The organism is Streptomyces amakusaensis (assembly GCF_039532665.1).
Taxonomy (GTDB): Bacteria; Actinomycetota; Actinomycetes; order Streptomycetales; family Streptomycetaceae; genus Streptomyces; species Streptomyces amakusaensis.
In genome coordinates this window covers 383,034-403,919 of sequence record NZ_BAAASB010000006.1, presented here as the reverse complement: position 1 = coordinate 403,919, position 20,886 = coordinate 383,034, and the positions used below count along the sequence as shown (strand labels likewise).

The following is a 20,886-nucleotide window of genomic DNA, read 5'->3' as shown; positions in this document are numbered from 1 at the left end:
TCACTCAGTTCTTCAGGTCCAGTTCGGCCAGACCGTCGCCTCCCGGTGCCCCTCGGTTGTACAGAAAGCCATGGGTGCGGTCGAGGGCGAGCCGGTAGCGGGCGAGCCGGGCCTCGGACAGGCCGCCCGGGTGGTCGAGCACCTGTCGGACGTCGACGAGCCGGTGGTCGCCGACCGCGCCCTCGGGGGGCTTCTCCCCCGCTTCCACCTCGGGCGGGATGTCGACCAGCGTGGTGCGGTGACGGGCGGCAACCTCCCACCCGGAGTCCGTCTCGCGGAACTCGAACCAGCCGATCACCCCCTCCTCGGTGAGTCCCGTGGGCGAGGAGTGCCGGGCCACCTGGTTGCCGAGGCCGTAGGCGACCCAGGTGCCGTTCAGCTTCTGGATCGGCTGCACCACATGCGCGTGGTGGCCGACCACCAGATCGATCCCGGTCTCACCGGTGATCCGCTCGGCCAGCTCCAGCTGGGGGACGCTCGGCTCGTTGTAGTGCTCCAGACCCCAGTGGAGCGAGAGGATCACGACCTCGGCACCCTGTTTCCGGGCCCGCTCCTCGGACTCCTTGATCTTCTCCGTGCTCATCCGGTTGAACGCCCAACGCTCCTTCTGAGGGGTCGGGTTGAGGAAGGATTCCCACGAGTAGGAGAGATGGGCGACCTTGACGCCCTTCACCTCGCGAATGTTGATCTTTTTCGCTTCCTCGCGGGTGCGCGCCGAGCCGCTGTGGCCGAGCCCGATCCCGTCCATGGTGTCCAGGGTGTGCCGGAGGGCCTTCAGACCGTGGTCGTACGTGTGGTTCGAGGCGGTCGAGCACGTGTCGTACCCCACCTCCTTCAGAGCCGTCAGGATCTGCGGCGGCACCAGGAACTCCGGGTACCCCTCGAAGGGTCCCGTGGGCTTTCCCACGGGGGTCTCCATGTGGCAGATGGCCAGATCGGCCTTGCTGATGACGGGCTTCACCCCGGCGAGCAGCGGGCCGAAGTCCAGCCCCGCCGCGCCTTTTCCGGACTTCTCGGCGTCCTTGGCCGCCTGCTCCACCAGCTCGGGATGGATGAGGACGTCACCCGCGGCGGCGACGGTGAACGCGCGCCCTCCCGGCTTGCTCCGCGAGTCCGAGGAGTTCGAGGAGTCCGAGGAGGAGGACGGCGACGCGCACCCGGCCGTGAGCACGGCGGTCGCCGCCGCCAGTGCCAGCGCGCGACCCGGGGGGAGACAATCCCAGAATGTCACCGGCCGATTTTCGCATGAGCCCAAAGATTCGACACGGGCACGACATCACAAGGTCATCACTCTCCCTTCATGCTTTCATCACCTTTGGCCTGATACTGGCACTGCTCGGCTGCGGACCGGCCCCGCGTGACGACGGAGCGTACGAGTCCACCGGGGCAAGGGAGTTGGTGAATCTCGGCGACCGGATCGCCGAGTACGCGAAGCGGCCCGGCGCCCGGGACTCCTACCGCCCGCCCGGCGAAGCGCGGCGGGAGCGTCTCGCCCGCGGCACGGGACATCTCCTGGACGGCGACGCGAAGGCGGCCGAACGGGTCCTGAAAAGCGCCGGCTTCAGGATCACCAGGCTCACCGACACCGCCTCGGGCAGGCGTTACGACGAGATCGCGGCGCTCGACACCGGGAGAGGCGCGCGGTGGGGGCGGCTGTATCTCAGCGCCGACTCCGGGGTCCGCTGGAATGTGCAGGTGCCGCATCCGGTGGCCGACCGCGACACCGAATCTCTCGGGGCGCGGCTGCTGGAGAGCGCGCCCGGCGGGGCGCTCGTCCTCGCCGGGGCCCACCGTGACGCGGGCCGAAACGGCTCGGCGGACGTGGCCCACCGTACGGACAGCGTTTTTCACACAATCGTCGCCGAACTTCAGAAACGCGGGGTCCCGGGGGTGCAGTTGCACGGCTTCGCGGAGAGGCCGACCCGGCCCTACGAGGCCGTGGTCTCCACCGGGGCGGTGCGGACGGCCCCCGAGGAGGCCGCCGCGCTGGCCGACCGTCTGGAGAGCCAGGGGCTCCGCGTCTGCCGGGGATGGTCCGGCCGGTGCCCGCTGGAGGGAATCACGAATGTGCAGGGGGAGGCCGCCGAGCGCCACCGGGCGACCTTCGTGCATGTCGAACTCGCCCCGGCGGCACGGGGCGACGGCCGTGAGGCGACCGCGGCGCTGACGGCGCTGACGCGGCTCCTCACGACCTGGTCCCGGCCCACCACGAGATGACGGCGTCCTTCGTACGGACCACTCCGCTGTCGCCACGGGCCCCGGAGACGTCCCGGGCGCAGCCGCTCAGCGGCCTTCCCTCGTCGCCCGCTCCGGGCTCGATCCCGATGGTGGCGGGAGACGGGTGGTCCTTCCTCTTGGACCGGCCCGAGAAGGACGCGCTCGCGAAGAGCTGCCGCCCGGAGGAGGGGGACACACAGGGCCTGGCCGCCACCGCGGCCCCGTGGGGGGGGACGGCGAGCGGGCCGCCCGCCCCTACTGGCCGCCGCTGCTGCCGCTGTCGTCGTCCGGCTGCGGGAACTGCTCGTCCAGCGTCGCGTCCAGCAGCGCCTTCACATCCTCCCGCTCCAGACCCGCCGCGCGCGCCCCGGCCATCCAGCCGACCAGTTCGGCCGTCAGCCGCTCGCTGTCCTGGGACGGCGGACGGTCGAAGGACCGGCTGACGAAGGTACCGACGCCGGGGCGGGGCACGACCAGGCCCTCGCGTTCCAGCTCGCGGTAGGCCTTGAGGGTGGTGTTGGGGTTCACCCGGGTGGAGGCCGCCACCTGGGCGGCGGTCGGCAGACGGTCGCCCTCGACCAGGATGCCGAGGCGCAGCGCCTGTTTGACCTGCTGCACGATCTGGAGGTACGTGGCCATCCCGCTGCGCCGGTCGATCCGGAACTCGACCACGTTCTATCTCCCCGTTCTTCCCGCTCCGCAGTGCCTCACAGCGACCTGCGGTGTGTCCACCACACCGTACTGACGATCGCGACGGCGGCCATCACCAGCAGGATCCCGGAGATCGTCCACTGGAGTCCGGGCATCTGCGCCAGCGTCACATAGTCGATGGCGTCGTTCACGATCCCCAGCTCCGCCCTGCACTCCTCGGACTTCTTCTCCGAGAACTTCACGCAGGTGCCCCACCCGTGCACCTGGCCGTCGGCGGTCGCGACCCAGTTGTCCACCCAGACCTCGCCGGGCTTCAGCGCCGGAGAGTCGGTGCCGGCCGGATAGATCAGCCGGTGCGGTTCGGCGAGCCAGGTGCGCAGGCGCTCCAGCGCCACCGCGCCCGTCAGGGCCGGGCCGGCGAGAGTGATCGCCATGGCGGCGACCGACCGGCGCAGGACCGCGCCCGCGAGGATGCCGGCCGAGACGGTGAAGAGGCTGAACGCCACCGGCAGCGGGCCGGTCGCGAAGAAGATCCCGCCGTCCCACCAGTTCCCGCCGTTGTGGACGCCACGGGCCGGATGCCACAGCGAGGTGAGCGCCGCCGAGAGCACGCTGACGCAGAGCACCACGACGACCAGCGGCACGGCCACGGCCGTCATGACGACCCGCAGCCGGCCGACCGACTGGGTCGAGGTGAGCCTCAGCGTGCGGTTCTCGTACTCGGAGGCCAGGAGCGGCGCGCCGATGAAGACACCCAGGGCGGCCGGCAGGAACTGGACCAGAGGGATCAGCTTGTTGATCGTCTCCTCGTCCGCGTGGCGCAGACCGCCCAGCTCGGCGAGCCTCGGGGAGTTCAGGAACTCCACCACCCCGAAGCGGTGGTAGACGCTGTACGCGGCGACCCCGACGGTGAAGGCGATCAGCAGCAGCAGCGCGGTGCGGTTGCTGCGCCACGCCACCCAGCTCATTCCGCGCAGGCTCAGGAAGGCGCGGGGTTCGGCGGTCGCGGTCTCGGTCGTGGTCTCGGTCGCGGGGGCGGAGGTGGTGCCGTTCACGCGGCCTTCCCTTCTGCGTGCGGGGCGGCGGCGGAGAGCCGCGAAGCGGGACTGATCAGCGGAGGCGCCTCGGCGGAGCGCAGATAGCCGAGCAGCACCTCTTCGAGGGAGGGCTCCACGCTCTCGTACGCGTCACCGGGATCCGTGTCCGTACGGAGCAGAGCGGTGAACTGGCGTCCGCTGAACCGGGACTCGATCACCGTGTGACGCCCGGCGATCCCGGCCGGCAGCACTCCGGCCCCCTCCCCGGGCCCGGGGCCCGGGTCCGCGAGCCCGGTGACCAGCCGGTGCGCGGGGACCAGCTCATCGACATGCCCGACCATGCGCAGCCGCGCCCCGGCGAGAACGACCAGGTGGTCGCACATCTCCTCCAGCTCGGAGAGAAGGTGCGAGGACATGAGGACGGTCAGCCCCCGCTCGACCGCCTCGGAGAGCAGCAGCGCGGACAGCTCATGCCTGGCCAGCGGGTCGAGATCGGCCATCGGCTCGTCCAGCAGCAGAAGTTCCGCCCGCTTGGCGAAGGCCAGCGCCAGCGCCACCCGCGTCCGCTGCCCCGACGACAGCGTCCCCACCCTCGCCCCGAAGGGCACCTTCCCCGCCTCCACGATCCGCTCGGCGGCGGCCTGGTCCCACCTCGGGTTCAGCTCCCTGCCCATCCGCAGGGTCTCGGCGACCGTGAACCGCTTGTACAGCGGACGCTCCTGGTCCACGAACGCGACATGCCGCAGCGCCGCCGGGTCGCCCATCTCCTTCCCGAACAGCCGGAGACTGCCGGTCGTCGGCCGCAGCAGCCGCGCGGCGATCCCCAACAGCGTCGACTTCCCCGCTCCGTTGGGCCCCACGAGCGCGCTGACACAGCCGGCGGGCAGCCGGAAGGAACACTCGCGCAGCGCCCAGCCGCGCAGATACTTCCGGCCCAGATCCTCTGCCTCGATGGCGTAGGGGTGGGAGGTGCCACTCATTCAGATCCCCCGATTCACTAGTTACTTAGTGGAATGGTGTGGACGTGAGTATGCGCAACCGCTCGCACGGAAGTCAAAGGAACCGAAGGATCCGGCGTGCCGGGACTGTCACGGCACGCCGGAGGGGAGGAGCCGAAGTGGCTTCGGCAGCGCGGCCGGCCCGCTCAGGCCGCCCGGCCGGCCACGAGCGCCCGCAGCATGTCCTGAGTCTCGGCATCGGTGGAGAACAGCACCGTGCCGGTCAGCCCTCTCGTCAGCAGCACCTTGTACCGGTTGCGCGTGAGACGGGCGAAATCATCGGGGGCCGCACCGAGCAGACTGCCGTCCTTGCACCCCGCCCGGACGGTGCGCCAGCCGTCGCCCCGCCACACCAGATCCGGACCGAAGATCGTGCCGTTCCAGGCGTACTCGAACCCCTGAGCCGTGTAGATGCACCCGATCTGGTCGATGCCCGCCGATTCGGTGGCCCAGAGCGAGGACGGGGGAGCCCCGTGCACCGCGTGCTCGCCCTTGACGTTCCACGGTCGGCGCCAATCGCCGATGACCACGTCGTCGACCAGGGTGCCGTCCTTCCTCGGATCGCTCCACCGCCAGCAGAACCCGGCGGTCATCCGTGCGGTGTAGCCTGCCGCTTGCTCGGAGCGGAGGCGCGTCTCCAGCTGCTGGGGCGTGTCGGCGACCAGCAGCTCGAAATTCGGATCGGGCTCCCACGCGACCGGCCCGCCGGGTTCCAGACCGAGAAGGCGACGAACCCAGTGCTCGTAGGCGCGGCTTCCGCCGCAGCGGAACTGTTCGTTGAGATCGACATGCCGGACGACACACCCTCGCGCCTCCGCGGCCGCGTCGATCGCCTTGACGCTCCCCATTTCACCGGGGCGCACGACCTGGTGCTCGTCGAGCAGAAAGACCGGGACCCTGGCCGCGTCGATGAGTTCCTCGACCTGGCTCCGTCCGCTCCGGTGCCCGCCCGCAGTCCTCTGGTTTTCCGGGCGTTGGCGTATTCGGTGGGCCTCGTCACAGATGAGTACGTCGAGTTCGTTCCTTCCCACGGCCCGGAAGTCGAGGAAGTATCTGAAGAGGTTGGCGATGCGCTTGTTCTTCTCTCCGACGACGTGGCGCAGTGTGGTGGTGAAGGACTTGGAACCGGTGGCATGGACGACGTGCCGCTGATTCCTTCCAAGGTGGCTCATGAGGTGGAGAGCGATCAGGCTCTTCCCCGAGCCGGGACCGCCGGAGACGACGATCACCTCTTTCCTGTCCGATCTCCGCGAGATCGCCACAGCGCGCTTCACCAGGGACGCAGCGACCTGCTGCTCGTCCATGAGCAGGAACTTGCCGCCGTGGAGGATCTCGTCCGCGGCGGCTCGCATGAGCTGCCGACCAGGCACGAGGGCGCTTTCCAGCAGAGCGTCGGCCTCAAGGGCTCCGTCGAGCGGTGACAGCCGGGTCCGCAGATGCCGTATGAATTCGCCTTGAGTCGTCTTGGTGAAGAGGTGCGCCTTCCCATCAGCCAGACCGAGCAGCTCGCTCACGTCCGAGTCGTGGGCGTTGTGCAAATAGGCCACGCCCGCGACATAGTTCTGCCCGTCATTGAGCAGGGCCGTGAAATCCGCCAGATAGTCGCGGTAACGACGGACCTGCGCGACAGGGTGCAGGGCGGGACGGTTGCCCATCCTGGGCACCCGGCACAGATCCTCCGTGTCGGGCACCAGGTTGGCCTCGCTCCACTGTTTGAGCTCGACCACGACGTAGGAAGGTCTGCCGGTCTCGGGATGCGAACCGGCCAGCACGACGTCCGCACGAAGGCTGCTGAGCGGCATCTGATGCTCGATGAGGACTTCCACCTCGTCCAGGCCTGCGGCGCACAGCACCTCGGCCAGGGCGGGAAGGCTGTTCCGCCAGGCGAGACGCTCACGGTCCGACGGCCCGTGGCGCAGTTGGGAGCGGAACTGCTCAGTGAGCCGCTCCACCAGCGCCGTGTTGGCCGTGCGCTCCCTCAGCACACGGGCGGACATACGAAGAAGGGCCACGGCTGATCTCCACGGATACGGCTGGTCGCGGCGAGGGCAGGTTGCTCTCCGCCGCAGGTGAGGACAGGGGCGGGTCAGACTCCGAGAGGCAGTCGGTACTCAAAGCTCCTCGGCCTCAGGTCCTCCTCGGCCGGGGACCAGTCGTGGAAGTGCACGACCCTGCCCCCGCTCGCCACGTAGCCCGTGCTTCGGGCATCGACCTTAATGTCGCTCACCACGTACAGGTCCACGGTGTGTCGCGGATCGCGGGCGTGCTCGACCTCGTTGATCGTCAGTTCCACGCTGGTGGCCGCGCCTGTCGTTCCCTTGACCTCGACACGCCTCTCCTCCTCGGCGCGAGTGCAATGGAGGTCGTAAGGCTTGCCGAGGCGCTCGACCCCCCACCCCTGCTTCTCGTAGTGGGCGACGGCCATGTCCTCCGCGTACAGCTCGATGGCCTTGCGCTTCTTGGGATCGGAGACGAAGCCGGCACCACGGCCGGTGCTCTTGGACTTCTTGGACTTCTTCGGCTTCCCGGGCACCTCCACCTGCTCCTCGGTGAAGCCCGGGGTGAGGTTCAGGGGTACGTGCTGTCGCTTCGCCCAGTCCACCGGGACTCCCGCAACGTCGAACAGAGCCTGCGGATTCAGGTCGCAGAGCTTGCCGATGCCCCGCTCGATCCCGGAGCGCCGAATGGCGTCGCTCCCGGTCAGCCCCAGCGGCCCGTACTCGTCCAGGGCGACATCGTGCATGACGACCAAGGGCTCGATCCCGAAGCGCACCGGGTATTTGATGGCGTTCTCGGCCTCCTCGTCGGGCCAATGAGGAGCCACGCCTTCATAGAAGTTCTCGCCGACCCCGAAGAAGTACAGAGTGATCTTCTGGGTGAGCCAGGCCTCGAGAGGCACCCGCGGACCCACACCCGTGGCCAGCACCGCGAAGCGCGGACGGGCCGATCGGTATTCGGGCTTCCATTTCGGGAAACCCCAGGACCGGGTCTCGATCCCGTACCGCAGGTTGCGCCGAGAATCGTCGCTCTGCCCCACATGAACCATCACAAACGGCACCGACTTCATACAGCTCATCATATTAATGGCGTCATGAGCGCCTCAAGAGGTGATCGTGAGCGCCACGGAGGGCGCCAGGCCCAAGGGGCGGAATCCGGCCAGGTTTTAGGCGGGTGGTGATGGTGGGGCTGGTGTTAATGTCGCCGGTGTACGCGCGTGGGGGGCGCGGTCGGGGGGCCGGGGAGAGATGCCAGGGCGCTGTCGGGTGCCCGCCATGCTGTTCTCTTGCCTTCAGGAGGAACGGTGGCCAGATCCGGCCGACGCCGACCCATGTCCGTATCTGTTCCGGGAGCGTCGATTCCCGGACTGGCAGCCGCGCGCACGGCGGCCGTGCTGGTGGCGGCGGTGAGTCTGAGTCTCCCGCTGCTGGGCGCGCCGGCGGGGGCGGTGCCGGCCGTCGGCGGGCCGGGGGCCGCGGCGGGGGAGCTGGTGCTGCCGCCCGCGCCGAGGGCGGTGCCGAGGGCGACGCAGATACTCAACGCGGGGACGACGGGGTTTCTGTGGGCGCAGGAGGGGGACGACCGGCTGCTGTGGACGGATTACGCGACAGGGACCGCGACCGCGCTGCCGGAGGGACTGCCCGCGCCGGTCGAGTACGACATCGACAGCGGCTACTTCCGTGAGGCGGCTTCCTTCCATCCGGGCTGGTACGGCGACGGATCGGACACGGTCGCGCTGTACTCGGAGGATCCGGCCCCGCACGTGAGCCTGTTGAAGGGTTCGGGCGCCGACGGGGGCCGCGGCGTGGTGCCGGTGCCCGCGGGGCACTCGTACCGGGGGACCTTCGGCGACACCGTCGTCACCCGCAGCGGGGACGACGGCGGTCCGGCCGCGTACCACCTGTGGCGCGTCCGGGACGGGCGCGTCGCCGAGACGCCGGTGAGCGGGCTGCCGGCGGGGGCGTACGAGGTGGTGGTCGAGGACGGCGACGCGCGGTCGGTCGTCCTCCGGTACAGGATCGGCGGCTTGGACGACACCGGGTCGCGCTGGGGGATTCTCGATCTCGCGTCCGGTGTGCTCGCGCCGCTGCCCGACCGGATCCCCGAGGAGGGCAGCTGGGAGGTGTCCGGCTTCCGGCTCGGGAACGACTCGGTGCTGCGGCTGCGGCCCGGCCGGTGGGCGGTGGACGTGTACGACCGGGGCGATCTGACGGCTCCGCCGCGCACCGTCGACACGGGCGGGTTCGGTGACGAGACCGAGTACGGGGTGGTCGGCTCCGCGCTCCTCGGCGTCAACGGGGTGCAGCCGGGCAACAACCAGTACCGGGGCCGGCCGCTGGAGGCGGTGGTGCCCGGGGGTGAGGGCGAGGACGCGGTGTGGTCCACGGTCATGGACCCGGCCGCGCATCAGATCGTCCAGGCCCCGGACGGCTCGGTGCTGGTGGCGGGCGCGGAGCGGTATGTCGCGCAGGGCGATCTGGACTGGGGGATCCACCGGATCACGCAGGCGGCCGACAAGTCGGTCACCCGCACCAGGCTGACCGCGGTCCGGCCGATGCCCGCGCAGATCCACGGGCTCTCCCTCGGCAGCGGGGTGCTCACCACGGCGGACAACAGCACGCTGTACGAGCCGGGCACCTACCTCGGCGCGTACCGCAGCAGCTGGCTCACCGCGCCCGCCCCGGGAGCGCTCCCGAGCGTCATGAGGACCACCGTGGACGGGCTGCTCAGCGGGCGGGACGGGAACTGCTTCAGCGACACCCCCCGCTGCGTCCGGATGTTCGACGACGGCACCGGCAGACACGGCCGCCGGGAGTCCACCGAGTCGGATCTGACCATGCTGTACCTCAACGGCACCGCGAAGTGGGGCCCCTCCGTCAGCACGGGTGACAGCAGCCCCGAGCTGGCCGGGCTCTCCGGGCGGTACGGGATCGTCGACGGCGGTTCCTCCGGCAGGCAGTACATCGCCGAGTTCCCCGCCGAGGGCCCGGCGAAGGTGCTGCACAGGCGCGACCGGGTCGCCTCGGCGGTCTGGGGCTCCACCCTGTGGAGCGGCGCGGCCAAGGGCGGCAGGGTCACCGCCACCAGGCTCCCCGGCACCGGCGCGGTGGAGAGCTTCACCACGAGGAACGGCTGCACCCCGTCCGACCTCCAGGCCGTGGGCCGCTGGGTGTACTGGAACTGTCTGAGCCCCCACGGCGACCCGCTGGGCTCGGGCGTCTACGACCGCACCGCCAAGCGCACCGCCACCGCCCCGGCGGGCGAGGTCCTCCTCGGCGACGGCCATCTCGTCCACCGTGTCCCGGGCATCGCGGGGAACAGCGGGCTCAACCTCGTCGATCTGCACGGCGGACTGCCGGCCGGCGGCTCGTACACCGATCTGCCGAGCCGCAAGCTCGCCGACTGGACCGACCTCGGCCGCGACAACACCGGGGTGGGCACCACCTGGACCGTGGACCGCTTCGGCGGCGGTGTCGCGTACGCCGACGACGAGCAGCGGGTCCGGATCGTGCCGACCGGGGTGCCGGCCTCCGCGCTGAGCGCGATCGACTCCACGGTCACCGCCGGGGCGGCGAGCTGGTCCGGGACCTGGTGGCTGTCGAAGCCCGCAGCGGAGTGGAAGGTCACCGTCCGGCACAAGGCGTCCGGGGCCACCGTCCGCACCCTGTCCGGCTCCGCCGCCCGGGGTCTGCTGAAGGCCTCGTGGAACGGCAGGGACGCGGCGGGCCGCCTCGTCGCCAACGGCGAGTACACCTGGACGCTGAGCGCCCGGCCCGCCGACGGGAAGGGGGCCGCCCTGGCCCTCTCCGGCAGGGTCGGGGTGACCGCCGGGACGGCGGCCCCGCGCGACCACGCGGGGAACGACGGCTTCGGCGACGTCCTCACCCTCGACCCCTCCGGCACCCTCGCCGTCCACCGGGGCACCGGCAGGGGCACGCTGAGCGGCAAGGTCTCCGGCTCCGGCTGGCCCGCCGGCTCGCTGGTCGTGCCCTTCGGCGACCTCGGCGACGGCAGGTGCAACGACGTCCTGGTCCGGACGAAGGCGGGCGCGCTCCGCGCCCACCACCCGGCCTGCGGCAAGGCGGCGACGCCGAAGACTCCGTACACCTCGCTCGGGACCTCCGGCTGGAACCAGTACGACATCCTGACCTCCCCGGGCGACATCGACGGCGACCGCAGGCCCGATCTGGTGGGCCGCCACTCCGCCACCGGGGACGTCTACCTCTTCAAGGGCACGAGCGCCGGAAAGCTCTCGGCCCGTACGAAGATCGCCTCCCGCTGGAACGGCCACAAGAAGATCATCGGGGCCGGTGACCTCAACGGCGACGGCCGGGGCGACCTCCTCGTCCAGGACAAGTCCGACAAGCTCTGGCGGTACGAGGCCAACGGCACGGGCAAGGGCGGCCTCAAGCCCCGGGTCAAGGTCCTCGACGGCTGGGGCACCTCGTACAACGCCACGGTCGGCGTCGGCGACTTCACCGGCGACGGCCGCGCGGACCTCGTGTCCCGGGACACCTCCGGGAATGTGTGGCGCGAGAGCGGGAACGGCAAGGGCTCCTTCGGCAAGCGCGTGAAGATCGCGTCGGGCTGGAAGAGCTACACGTCCGTCTCGTAGCGGGCCGGCTGCCCGGGGTGCTCGGCGGCGGGGGCGGGGGCCGGGGCCGGGGCCGGGGCCGGGGCGGCGAGATTATCGGCCATGTTGAACAGTGGCCGCCCACTCGCCGTCAACTCGGCTTCCCCGTCCGACAGTTGTCGGTACTGGGCACATACACGGAGGGGAACGCGGGAGCGCGCGGCCCCTACGGTCCCGGAGGCCCCCGCGTCGAGTCCAGATCCGGACATACGAGGTTTAGCGCTCAACAATCGCGCCACTGACAGATTTTGGAGCATGTGTTTCACTCCCTGACAGGTACTCGGCCAGTGCGGGCGGCGCACAGCTGTGCCTGATGTGATCAGTGGGTCCCGAGCAGACGCCCCGGCGTCCGACGGGCCGGATGCCCTGCCTCGCCAGCTCGTAGCGCCAGATGTCGGGAGCGTTTCATTGCCAGAGCAGCAGAGCCGTCCGGACGCGCCGTCGCCCGCACGCGCCGAACCCGAGGCATCGAACGCCCCTCCCGGCCCCCTGCCGCGATGTCCGCGTCGCGTCCTGGCCGGATGAGCCGGATGAGCCGGGCGGGACGGACAGGACGGACGGGACGGACGGGACGCCACTGAGCCGCGAGGCCCGGACACCGGCCTCCGGCACCGTCACCACCACCAGCACCACCACCACCGCGCCATGACGCCCGCCCCGGGCACGACCCGGTTCGGGGGGTGTCCGGCGGGTGGCCTCGCGCGTTGAGCGCCGTCCCACCCGTATCAACGGAAACACCAACACCCCTGCGCACCAAGGGAAGACGGCATGCCATGGCCCGGCGGGGCCACGGACCGGCCGCCGCTCCCGTTTCCCCGTTTCATCGATGAGTCCGACCGAGGAGATGACATGCGACAGCCCCCTCCGCCCTGGAGCAGAAAGATGTCCGACACCGGACAGGAGCGGTTCGTCCGCGCGAAGTCGCTGACCCGCCGTGCGGCGGGTCCGGCGGACGATGCGCAGCGGACCTACGACAGCATCGTTGACATCGCCGGCAGACCCCGAGGACGAGCCCATGTCTGAGACCACGGCCATCCGGCCGGTCACCGTACCCGCGCAGCCGGCATCGGGCCCCGGCGACTCCGCTTCCCAGCGGTCCTACCGCCCGGAACTCGCCGAACTGATAGCGGACATACCGCTTCTGGACGTCGGCGACCCGGCCGGCGCCCGCCGGACGCTGAAGGGCCTTGAGGCGCAGTGGCCGCCGCCGGACACCAGCGCGCTCGTCATCACCGAGCACACCGTCCCGGGGCCCGACGGAGCACCCGATGTGCCCGTACGCGTCTACACCCCCAAGACCCCCGGCCCGCACGGCGGCCTGCTGTGGTTCCACGGCGGCGGCTTCGTCATGGGGGACCTGGAGACCGAGCACAGCCAGTGCGTGCGGTTCGCCACCGACGCCGACTGCGTGGTCGTCAGCGTGCAGTACCGGCTCGCGCCGGAGAACCCCTTCCCGGCGGGGGTGGAGGACTGCTACAGCGCGCTGGAGTGGACCGCCAAGAACACCGGCGACCTGGGCATCGTCCCCGGCCGGCTGGCCGTCGCCGGATGCAGCGCGGGCGGCGCGCTCGCGGCGGGCGTCTCCCTGATGGCCCGCGACCGGAGCGGCCCCGGGCTGGTGCTCCAGCTCCTCACGTACCCGGTGATAGACGACCGGATGGACACCCCGTCGGCCCGCCGCTTCCAGGACACCCCGGTCTGGTCCACGCCCCAGTCGAAGAAAATGTGGCGGCAGTATCTGGGCGAGGGGCACGAGGAGCGCGAGACCTCCCCGTACGCCGCCCCCGGCCGGGCCCGTGATCTGTCCGGGCTGCCGCCCGCCCATATCGTCACCGCCGAGTTCGACCCGCTGCGGGACGAGGGCATCGGCTACGGCCTGCGGCTGCTGCGGGCGGGAGTGCCCGCCGGGATCAACCAGTGGGCGGGCACGTTCCACATCTTCGACTCCTTCGGCACTCCGCTGGGAGACCGGGTGATGGTGGATCTCGTCGAGGCGCTGCGCAACGCGTTCGCCGACTGACCCGCTCCCGCTCCCCCACCCTCACCTCCATCTCCACCTTCACGACGATGAAAGGCAGCACCACCATGTCCACCGTTCCGGAACGCGTCCTCGTCACCGCCGATCCCGACTGGTACGCGTCGGCCGGCATCTCGCTCGGCGTCCGGGTGGGCGATCTCGTCTTCACCTCGGGCCAGGCCCCGGTCGACGAGCACGGCGCGACCGTCGGGGCGGGCGACTTCGAGGCCCAGACCAGGCAGGCGCTGGCCAATGTGGCCACCGTGCTGGAGAACGCGGGCTCGGGCCTCGACCGGCTGGTCAAGGCCACGGTGTTCGTCACCGACATCGGACAGCAGGATGTCTTCGCGAAGGTCCGGAGGGAGCTGATCGGGGCGCACTCGCTCGCCGAGTCGCTGGTCGAGGTCTCCGCCCTCGCCGATCCGGCCTGGATGATCGAGATCGAGGCCGTCGGACTCGTACGCCAGGACCCGGCCTGAGGGTCTGACAACGGCCGACGCCGTCCCCGCCAGGTGGCGGGGACGGCGTCGGCCGTCGCGCTCTCGCGCCGCACGGGACGGTTCCGCGCCCGGACACGACGAGCCGGGTGAGCCCCTCCCCGGGAACACGCGGGACGTACGGCGTCGTCGACGCCGGTCCGGCCCCGGCCGGGGTTACCTGGGCTGCGGTAATCCGCGCGGTGGACGGCCCGCGCGGGCCCAAGGTCGAGGGGACCGGGAAACCGGGAACGGAATCGGCGCGATGAGGGAGAGAAGCCGTGGTGGGTGGAGTGTGCTCGCTGGAGGAACTGGTCGGGGCGGTCGCCGGGGTGCGGGGGCGGCTGGAGGAGGTGAGCCTGGCGATCCACGCGAGGCCGGAGCTGAAGTTCGCGGAGGGGTACGCGCGGGATGTGCTCACCGGGTGGCTGGTGGACGAGGGGTTCGCGGTGGCGCGGCGGCCCGGGGGGATGGAGACGGCGTTCGTGGCGGTGCACCGGGGGCGGGAGCCGGGCCCGTGTGCGGCGGTGCTCGCGGAGTACGACGCGCTGCCGGGGATCGGGCACGGCTGCGGGCACAATCTGATCGCGGCGGGGGCGGTGGCGGCGGCGGTCGCCGCCGTGCGGGCGGTGCCGGGGCACCCGGGGACGATCGCGGTGATCGGCACGCCCGGGGAGGAGATGGGCGGCGCGGGAAAGGTCCGGCTGGCGGACGCGGGGGTCTTCGACGGGGTGGACGCGGCGGTGATGTTCCATCCGGCGGACCGCTCGGTGACCGCGCAGCACGGACTGGCGGCGGCCCATCTGCGGGCGCGTTTCACCGGGGTGAGCGCGCACGCCGCGAAGTCCCCGTGGGAGGGGCGCAGCGCGCTCGCTGCGGCGCAGCTCTTCCTCAACGCCCTCGATTCGATGCGGCAGTTCATTCCGCCGACGGCCCGGCTGCACGGGATCGTCTCCAACGGCGGCCAGGCCCCGAACGTGGTGCCGGCCGTCGCCGCCGTGGACTTCTATGTACGGGACCGTACGGCGGCGTCGGTGCGGGAGCTGGTGGAGCGGGTGCGCAGGGCGGCGCTGGGCGCGGCGCTGGCCACGGAGACGGAGGCGGAGGTGTCGGAGACGGGTCCGCTGTACGCGGAGCGGCGCAACAACATGGTGCTGGCGGCCCGGTTCGGGGCGGTGGTGCGCGCGCTGGGGCTGGAGATCGGGCCCGGTGACGCGGACGACCCGGCGGGCTCCTCGGACATCGGCAATCTCTCGCAGCTGCTGCCGGTGATCCATCCGTACATCCAGACGGCCGCGCCGGGCACGCCGAGCCACTCGGACGCCATGCGGGAGGCGTCGGCGACCGCGTTCGCCCACGACCGGACCGAGATCGCGGCGACCGGGCTGGCCCGGGTGGTGCTGGATCTGGTGACCGACCCGGAGCTGATGGCGGCGGCGCGGGCGGAGTTCACGGCCGGGAGGGAGCCGGCGGGCACCGCTCGTACACTCCGGCCATGACGGTGGTGATACTCCTGGAGGGGGCGCTGCCCAGCCACTTCACGGTGGCGGTGTCCCCGCTGGCGGAGCTCGCCGCGAGTCTGCACGTACTGACCGAGTACGGGCACCACACGGATCGCGCGCCGTGGGCGGAGGCGGTCGTCCGGGACGCGCCGGAGGCCTTCCGGGACGGGCTGCGGCGGTTCTCGCCGCTGTGGGCGGCGCTGCGGTGGCGGGGTTTCTACGCCGGGCTCGACCCGGCGGTCCCGGGCGGGGCCACGGCCGCGCCGGGGACGGCCGCCGCCCGGACGCCCGCCCCGGCGCGGCTCTCGCTGGACGCGTTCGCCGAGCTGACCGCGTACTCCTGCGCCAGCGGCTATCTCGGCTTCGCCTTCGACCGGCTCCTCCACGAGCCCCGGCAGGCCGCCGCGCTCCGGCGCGCGGCCTCCGGGCTGCCGGAACCCCATCTGGCCCTGGCGGAGGATCTGTTACGGGACGCCCGGCGGCTGCGCTCGGAGGTGCTGGGCTTCCTCGATCTGTGCCGGCCGGTCTTCTTCGGCGCGCTGTGGGCGGAGACGGGTCCGCTGCTCGCGGGGGCCGCGCACCGCATCCGGCAGCGGCTCGCCGACGAGGGCCCGGCCCGCGCGCTGGGCGCGCTCAGCCCCTCGGGCCCGCCCGGCGGGGGCGGCCCGCCGCGCGTCGTCTTCGACAAGGTCCATCACGCGGTGATCACTCCGGTCCGGACGCCGGTGCTGCTCATCCCCACGCTGTACGGGGCTCCGCATCTGATCGTGAAGAACGAGCCGGGGCTGCCGCCGGTGGTGCACTTCCCGGTCGGTGCTCCGGTGGTGGGTGTGACCCTGGCGCGCCGCCGCATGCTGGCGCTCACCGATCCGCGCCGGGTGCGGCTGTGCCGGCTGATCGCCCGGCAGTCGATGACCACCGCCGACCTGGCGCACCGGCTGTCGATGACCCGTCCGCAGGTCTCCCGCCATCTGCGGGCGCTGCGGGATCTGGGGCTGGTGCGCACCGAGCGCCAGGGGCGCTATGTGCTCTACGGGCTCGATGTGAACGCCGTGGAGCGCATCGGCCAGGACGTGGCCACCGCGCTCCAGTTCTGACCCGGGTCCCGTCTCATGGGATACCGTCCTGCGCCATGGCGATACGACCGACGAGGAACCCCCTGACGATCCTGGTGGTGACGGCGGCGCTGCTGCTGCTGGCCGTACCCGCGGGGTACTTCGTCCTCACCTACGGCTGCGGCGACCGCGAGGACCGGCTCGCCGCCGCGCTGGCCGGGGACCCGGCGCTGAACGCCGCGCCGGACGGGGCGAGGAAGGGCGAGTCGTACCGGGAGTGCGACGAGGACGATCTGTTCGTCTCCGTCGGGACGGAGTTCGCGCACGAAGGCTCTCCGAAGGACCCGCTCGCTCCCCACCTCGGGGCCGCGCGGGCCGAGGGCTGGCGGCCGGTGGCCGGTTTCGACTGCTACAGCAAGCGCCTGGACGGCAGGACCGCCTATCTCACCGTGGACGCCGCGGGCGCCGGCAGGGTCGAGGTGTCGATCACCGCCAACCACGAGGGGGACGAGTGGTGCTGACCCTGCCGCCGCCAACACCCCTGCGGGCAGTGGCAGTTGCCCCAGGGACCGCCGTACGCTCGAAGGCATGATCAAGACCGACCGGCTGATCCTGCGCCCGCTGACGACCTCGTACCTCGACGCCTTCGTCGATCTCCACGCCGACCCCCGGGTGAACCGGTTCGTCGGCGCGTACTCCCGCGAGCGGGCGGCCGAGCGGCTGACCGCCGTGGAGCTCCAGTGGGAGACCCGGGGGCACGGACTCTTCGCCGTGGAGCTGAGATCCACCGGCGAGTTCATCGGCCGGAGCGGGCTCCAGTACTGGGAGCGGTACGACGAGGTCGAGCTGGGCTGGACGCTGCGGGCCCGGGAATGGGGGCACGGGTACGCGACCGAGGCCGGGCGGGCCTGTCTCGACTGGGGTTTCACGAATCTGGACGCGGAGTACTTCACCGCTCTGATGCGCCCCGGCAACGACGCGTCGATCCGGGTCGCCGAGCGCCTCGGATTCGCCCCGCGCCGGCAGGACACCCTGTCCGGCGATCCGGTCACCGTCTACGCGATCGACCGGCCGACGCGCTGACCGGTCTCCCGTCCCGGAAGCCGGTGATCACGCCGTGCCGGGGAACTTCTCCGTAGCGCGCCGCGACCAACTCAGCACAACGCGGATCGCGTTGTTCCACCGACGACGGAGGTCCCCGCCATGACATCGATCGATCGCAGAAGCGCCCTGGTGACGGCGGCCGGGGCCGGGGCGGCGGTCACCCTCGGCGCGGGCGTGGCCGCCGCCGATCCGGCCGACCGCCGCCACCGGAACCGGTGGAGCAAGGAACGCCCCCTGCGGGTGGACATCGTGGTCTTCGACGGTGTGGAGGAACTCGACCTCTTCGGGCCGCTCGAAGTCTTCGGCCTGGCCGCCGCCATCGGCCAGCCCATCGCCGTACGGCTGGTCACCAGCGGTCTGCCGGGCACCGCCAAGCTCTCCTTCGGCACGGAGATGACGGTGCCCGGGGCCTGGGACGCCCGGTCGGCGGATGTGATCGTGGTGCCCGGCGGCGCTTTCCGCAGGAAGGACAAGCCCGGCATCTGGACCGAGATCGAGAAGGGGGTGCTCACCCGTGAGCTGCGCCGCGCGGTCCGGCCCTCGCTGACCCTGATGGGCGTCTGCACCGGAGTGGTGGTGCTGCACGCCGCCGGGGTGATCGGCGACCGGCCCTGCACCACCCACGAGGGCGCGAAGAAGTATCTGCGGGACGCGGGGGCGGACGTCCGCGACGCGCGGGTGGTCGACGACGGGAACCTGGTCTGCGCGGGCGGCATCAGCTCGGGCATCGACGGGGCGCTGTGGCTGGTGGAGCGTGAGCTGGGCCCGCAGGCGGCCGTGACCGTCGAGTCCGTGATGGAGTTCGACCGCCGGGGCACGGTCCTGCGCACCTGAGAGAGCGGGCACGGAGCGGCTCCGGGGCGGGCCCCGGGCGGGATCAGACCCGCCGGGCCATGCCCACCGAGGCGGGCGCTGTCTCGGTGAAGCCGAACTTCGCGTAGAGGTGGCGGGCGTCGCCGTCGGCGATGAGGGAGACATACGCGCCGGCGGGGGCCCGCCGTTCCAGTTCGCCGGTCAGCTCGGCCATGATCAGCTTCCCCAGGCCCTGTCCCTGGTGCTCGGGGAGCACACAGATGTCGACGATCTGGAAGAAGCAGCCGCCGTCGCCGACGATCCGGCCCATGCCGACCGTCTCCCCGCCGTGGTGGACGAGGACTCCGTGCCAGGTGTTCGGCAGTCCGGCCTCGGCGGCGGCGAGCGGCCACACGGTGAGGCCGGTGGCGCCCCGCAGCCGCCGGTAGGTCTCGACGGAGGGCACACCGGCCCGGACTTCGTAATGACCGCTGAGCGTATTCATGTGTTACACACTAGAACACTGCCCGGTCCGAGCAGCTCGGGGGCGCTCGGAGCGGATCGGGGCCTTACGGGTCCGGGTCGGCGGGTCGACGGGCCGGGTGTGCCGGTGTGCCGGTGTGCCGGTGTATCGGTGTGCCGGTGTATCGGGTGGGCTCAGTGGCTGTCGCCGGCGGCGGCGAGCGCGCGGTCCACGCCCTGGCCGCGCAGCCGGTAGCTGTCGCCCTTGAGCGTGATGATGTCGGCGTGGTGCGCGAGCCGGTCGATCATGGCGTAGGTGACCGGGGTGTCGCCGAACACCTCGCTCCAGCGGGCGAAGGGCTTGTCGCTGGTGACGACGACAGAGGCCCGCTCGTAGCGGTGGGAGACGAGCCGGAAGAGCAGATTGGTCTCCTCGGCCCCGAAGGAGAGATAGCCGATCTCGTCCACGATGATCAGCGCGTACCGGTCGAGCGCGGCCAGCTCCTCGGTCAGCCGCCCGGCGGCCTGGGCGGCGGTGAGCCGGGAGACCCACTCGGAGCCGGTGGCGAAGAGCACCTCGTGACCCGCCCGGCAGGCCCGCATCCCGAGCGCGATGGCCAGATGCGTCTTGCCGGTGCCGGGCGGGCCGAGGAAGACCGCGTTCTCGTGCGTGTCCACGAAGTCCAGCGTGCCGAGCCGGGTGATGGTCTCCCAGTCGAGGAAGCGCTGATGGTCGTCGTCGAACTCCTCCAGCAGCTTGCGCGCGGGGAACCCGGCGGCGCGGACCCTCAGTTCGGCCCCGCCGGCGTCCTTGAGCTCCCGGGGGCCGTTCTTGCCCTGGGCAGGGATGTACTCCCGCAGGACGACGGGGGCGGCGGGATCCCGTTCCGCCGAGACCGGGCGGCCCGCGTCGCGCTCGGAGCGGTCAGCGCGCTCGGACCGGTCCGAGCGGTCCGAGCGGTCCGGCAGCTCCGGGAGTTCGCCCAGCTCCGGCAGGTTCAGATCCCCGGACGGCAGGGTGGCCCGCCGCCGGCCCGGGACCGGGTCGCCGGGCATCGGCTGGCTGTGCCCCTCCATCGGTCCCGACATGTACGCGAGGATCGCGGCCGAGAGGATGAAGGCCATGTGGATGATGGTTCCCCACATCAGCGAGTGGTGCGAGGTGTGGTCGACGTCGACGAACATCTGGAGCAGGTGCACGGAGGAGATGCCCACGATCGCCGTGGCCAGCTTCACCTTCAGCACATTGGAGTTGACGTGTGAGAGCCATTCGGGCTGATCCCGGTGGCCCTGGAGGCCGATGCGCGAGACGAAGGTCTCGTACCCGCCGACGATCACCATGATCAGCAGATTCGCGATCATCACCACGTCGACGAGCTTGAGCACGGCGAGCATCACATGGGTCTCGTTCACCTGACCGCTCAGAACATGCAGTACGAGGTGCCACAGCTCATTGAAGAATTTGTAGACATAGACACCCTGTGCCGCCACCAGGCCGAAGTAGAGCGGGGCCTGGAGCCAGCGGGTGGCGAACAGCGCGTATCCGAGTGAGGGAGCCGCGTAACTCCTGAAGTCGGGTTTGGGTGTGTGGGTGGGGGCGGACATGGCGTGGCCGAGCAACGGCATCTCCAAGGTGCATGGCGAAGAACGGGCGCAGCGCCCGCTTACACGCCTCCAACGACCCAGCGCGGCCGGGCGTCACGGACGCCACGCCGATGACCGGCCCGTTGAACTCGCGCACAAGAGAGATCATCAGGACTCGCGAAGCTCCCTTCCGGCCATTCTCCGGCTTGTATCGAGCAAGCGGCCGGAGATCATTTACGTTGTGTGGGCACCCGACTCCCCAGGGTGACTCCCTTCGGGGAGCCCTCCGGAGCCGGGCGCCGGAGCCCGGGAGCGAGCCGGATCCGCCGGGCGGAGGCCGCCGACACGCCGCCGCGACCC

General features: G+C 71.3%; 19 protein-coding genes. 10 read left to right on the top strand and 9 right to left on the bottom strand.

Annotated features, from left to right (window positions below; translation table 11 throughout):
• Window positions 1–4: 4 nt before the first annotated feature.
• A complete protein-coding gene (locus ABD371_RS13975) occupies window positions 5–1,231 on the bottom strand; it encodes a CapA family protein (RefSeq protein ID WP_344476525.1) in 1,227 nt (408 codons plus the stop codon).
• Window positions 1,232–1,398: 167 nt separating this feature from the next.
• Between ABD371_RS13975 and ABD371_RS13970 the strand changes: the two genes are divergently transcribed.
• Entirely contained in the window at window positions 1,399–2,217 is an 819-nt protein-coding gene (locus tag ABD371_RS13970) for a hypothetical protein (RefSeq protein WP_344476524.1), read from the top strand.
• On the opposite strand, the gene ABD371_RS13965 is transcribed toward ABD371_RS13970, so the two are convergent.
• The 6 genes from ABD371_RS13965 to ABD371_RS13940 all read right to left on the bottom strand — a co-directional run bounded on the left by ABD371_RS13965 (window position 2,186) and on the right by ABD371_RS13940 (window position 7,970).
• Window positions 2,186–2,431 (bottom strand): hypothetical protein, encoded by a 246-nt coding sequence (locus tag ABD371_RS13965; protein WP_344476523.1) that lies wholly within the window; start codon window positions 2,429–2,431, stop codon window positions 2,186–2,188. The two genes, ABD371_RS13970 and ABD371_RS13965, sit on opposite strands and share 32 nt — an antisense overlap.
• 41 nt (window positions 2,432–2,472) lie before the next feature.
• Window positions 2,473–2,856 (bottom strand): GntR family transcriptional regulator, encoded by a 384-nt coding sequence (locus tag ABD371_RS13960; RefSeq protein ID WP_344476571.1) that lies wholly within the window; start codon window positions 2,854–2,856, stop codon window positions 2,473–2,475.
• 68 nt (window positions 2,857–2,924) lie between these two features.
• Window positions 2,925–3,923 (bottom strand): ABC transporter permease subunit, encoded by a 999-nt coding sequence (locus ABD371_RS13955; RefSeq protein ID WP_344476522.1) that lies wholly within the window; start codon window positions 3,921–3,923, stop codon window positions 2,925–2,927.
• Window positions 3,920–4,885, bottom strand: a complete 966-nt coding sequence (locus tag ABD371_RS13950; RefSeq protein ID WP_344476521.1) for an ABC transporter ATP-binding protein — start codon at window positions 4,883–4,885, stop codon at window positions 3,920–3,922. Before ABD371_RS13950 ends, ABD371_RS13955 begins: the two co-directional genes overlap by 4 nt.
• Before the next feature lie 164 nt (window positions 4,886–5,049).
• Window positions 5,050–6,900 (bottom strand): DNA/RNA helicase domain-containing protein, encoded by a 1,851-nt coding sequence (locus ABD371_RS13945; protein ID WP_381733770.1) that lies wholly within the window; start codon window positions 6,898–6,900, stop codon window positions 5,050–5,052.
• Between the two features lie 89 nt (window positions 6,901–6,989).
• A complete protein-coding gene (locus tag ABD371_RS13940) occupies window positions 6,990–7,970 on the bottom strand; it encodes a protein NO VEIN domain-containing protein (RefSeq protein WP_344476516.1) in 981 nt (326 codons plus the stop codon).
• A 336-nt stretch (window positions 7,971–8,306) separates the two neighbouring features.
• Between ABD371_RS13940 and ABD371_RS13935 the strand changes: the two genes are divergently transcribed.
• The 9 genes from ABD371_RS13935 (at window position 8,307) to ABD371_RS13895 (ending at window position 18,522) form a co-directional block, all read left to right on the top strand.
• Entirely contained in the window at window positions 8,307–11,516 is a 3,210-nt protein-coding gene (locus ABD371_RS13935) for an FG-GAP-like repeat-containing protein (RefSeq protein WP_344476514.1), read from the top strand.
• A gap of 867 nt (window positions 11,517–12,383) precedes the next feature.
• A complete protein-coding gene (locus tag ABD371_RS13930; RefSeq protein WP_344476512.1) occupies window positions 12,384–12,557 on the top strand; it encodes a hypothetical protein in 174 nt (57 codons plus the stop codon).
• Window positions 12,550–13,554 (top strand): alpha/beta hydrolase, encoded by a 1,005-nt coding sequence (locus ABD371_RS13925; protein ID WP_344476510.1) that lies wholly within the window; start codon window positions 12,550–12,552, stop codon window positions 13,552–13,554. The genes ABD371_RS13930 and ABD371_RS13925 overlap by 8 nt, the downstream gene beginning before the upstream one ends.
• 47 nt (window positions 13,555–13,601) lie before the next feature.
• Entirely contained in the window at window positions 13,602–14,030 is a 429-nt protein-coding gene (locus ABD371_RS13920; RefSeq protein WP_344476508.1) for a RidA family protein, read from the top strand.
• Window positions 14,031–14,308: 278 nt separating this feature from the next.
• A complete protein-coding gene (locus ABD371_RS13915) occupies window positions 14,309–15,526 on the top strand; it encodes an amidohydrolase (RefSeq protein WP_344476505.1) in 1,218 nt (405 codons plus the stop codon).
• The gene (locus ABD371_RS13910; RefSeq protein ID WP_344476502.1) at window positions 15,523–16,626 is read left to right on the top strand and encodes an ArsR/SmtB family transcription factor; all 1,104 of its coding nucleotides are present in this window, start codon (window positions 15,523–15,525) and stop codon (window positions 16,624–16,626) included. The genes ABD371_RS13915 and ABD371_RS13910 overlap by 4 nt, the downstream gene beginning before the upstream one ends.
• Window positions 16,627–16,661: 35 nt before the next feature.
• Complete coding sequence (locus tag ABD371_RS13905; protein ID WP_344476500.1) at window positions 16,662–17,105, top strand: hypothetical protein; 444 nt, start codon at window positions 16,662–16,664, stop codon at window positions 17,103–17,105.
• Between the two features lie 67 nt (window positions 17,106–17,172).
• The gene (locus tag ABD371_RS13900; RefSeq protein ID WP_344476498.1) at window positions 17,173–17,667 is read left to right on the top strand and encodes a GNAT family N-acetyltransferase; all 495 of its coding nucleotides are present in this window, start codon (window positions 17,173–17,175) and stop codon (window positions 17,665–17,667) included.
• A 120-nt stretch (window positions 17,668–17,787) separates the two neighbouring features.
• Complete coding sequence (locus tag ABD371_RS13895) at window positions 17,788–18,522, top strand: DJ-1/PfpI family protein (RefSeq protein WP_344476496.1); 735 nt, start codon at window positions 17,788–17,790, stop codon at window positions 18,520–18,522.
• A 43-nt stretch (window positions 18,523–18,565) separates the two neighbouring features.
• On the opposite strand, the gene ABD371_RS13890 is transcribed toward ABD371_RS13895, so the two are convergent.
• Both ABD371_RS13890 and istB read right to left on the bottom strand, forming a co-directional pair.
• Window positions 18,566–18,985 (bottom strand): GNAT family N-acetyltransferase, encoded by a 420-nt coding sequence (locus ABD371_RS13890; protein ID WP_344476494.1) that lies wholly within the window; start codon window positions 18,983–18,985, stop codon window positions 18,566–18,568.
• A 152-nt stretch (window positions 18,986–19,137) separates the two neighbouring features.
• Window positions 19,138–20,568, bottom strand: a complete 1,431-nt coding sequence (gene istB / locus ABD371_RS13885) for an IS21-like element helper ATPase IstB (RefSeq protein WP_344476492.1) — start codon at window positions 20,566–20,568, stop codon at window positions 19,138–19,140.
• Between the last annotated feature and the right edge of the window lie 318 nt (window positions 20,569–20,886).

Coding starts and splice junctions, on each gene's coding strand:
- ABD371_RS13960 (WP_344476571.1), bottom strand. CDS start 2,856: ATGGCCACGTACCTCCAGATCGTGCAGCAGGTCAAACAGGCGCTGCGC.
- ABD371_RS13950 (WP_344476521.1), bottom strand. CDS start 4,885: ATGAGTGGCACCTCCCACCCCTACGCCATCGAGGCAGAGGATCTGGGC.
- ABD371_RS13945 (WP_381733770.1), bottom strand. CDS start 6,900: ATGTCCGCCCGTGTGCTGAGGGAGCGCACGGCCAACACGGCGCTGGTG.
- ABD371_RS13940 (WP_344476516.1), bottom strand. CDS start 7,970: ATGAAGTCGGTGCCGTTTGTGATGGTTCATGTGGGGCAGAGCGACGAT.
- ABD371_RS13930 (WP_344476512.1), top strand. CDS start 12,384: ATGCGACAGCCCCCTCCGCCCTGGAGCAGAAAGATGTCCGACACCGGA.
- ABD371_RS13925 (WP_344476510.1), top strand. CDS start 12,550: ATGTCTGAGACCACGGCCATCCGGCCGGTCACCGTACCCGCGCAGCCG.
- ABD371_RS13920 (WP_344476508.1), top strand. CDS start 13,602: ATGAAAGGCAGCACCACCATGTCCACCGTTCCGGAACGCGTCCTCGTC.
- ABD371_RS13910 (WP_344476502.1), top strand. CDS start 15,523: ATGACGGTGGTGATACTCCTGGAGGGGGCGCTGCCCAGCCACTTCACG.
- ABD371_RS13905 (WP_344476500.1), top strand. CDS start 16,662: ATGGCGATACGACCGACGAGGAACCCCCTGACGATCCTGGTGGTGACG.
- ABD371_RS13900 (WP_344476498.1), top strand. CDS start 17,173: ATGATCAAGACCGACCGGCTGATCCTGCGCCCGCTGACGACCTCGTAC.
- ABD371_RS13895 (WP_344476496.1), top strand. CDS start 17,788: ATGACATCGATCGATCGCAGAAGCGCCCTGGTGACGGCGGCCGGGGCC.
- ABD371_RS13890 (WP_344476494.1), bottom strand. CDS start 18,985: ATGAATACGCTCAGCGGTCATTACGAAGTCCGGGCCGGTGTGCCCTCC.
- istB (WP_344476492.1), bottom strand. CDS start 20,568: ATGCCGTTGCTCGGCCACGCCATGTCCGCCCCCACCCACACACCCAAA.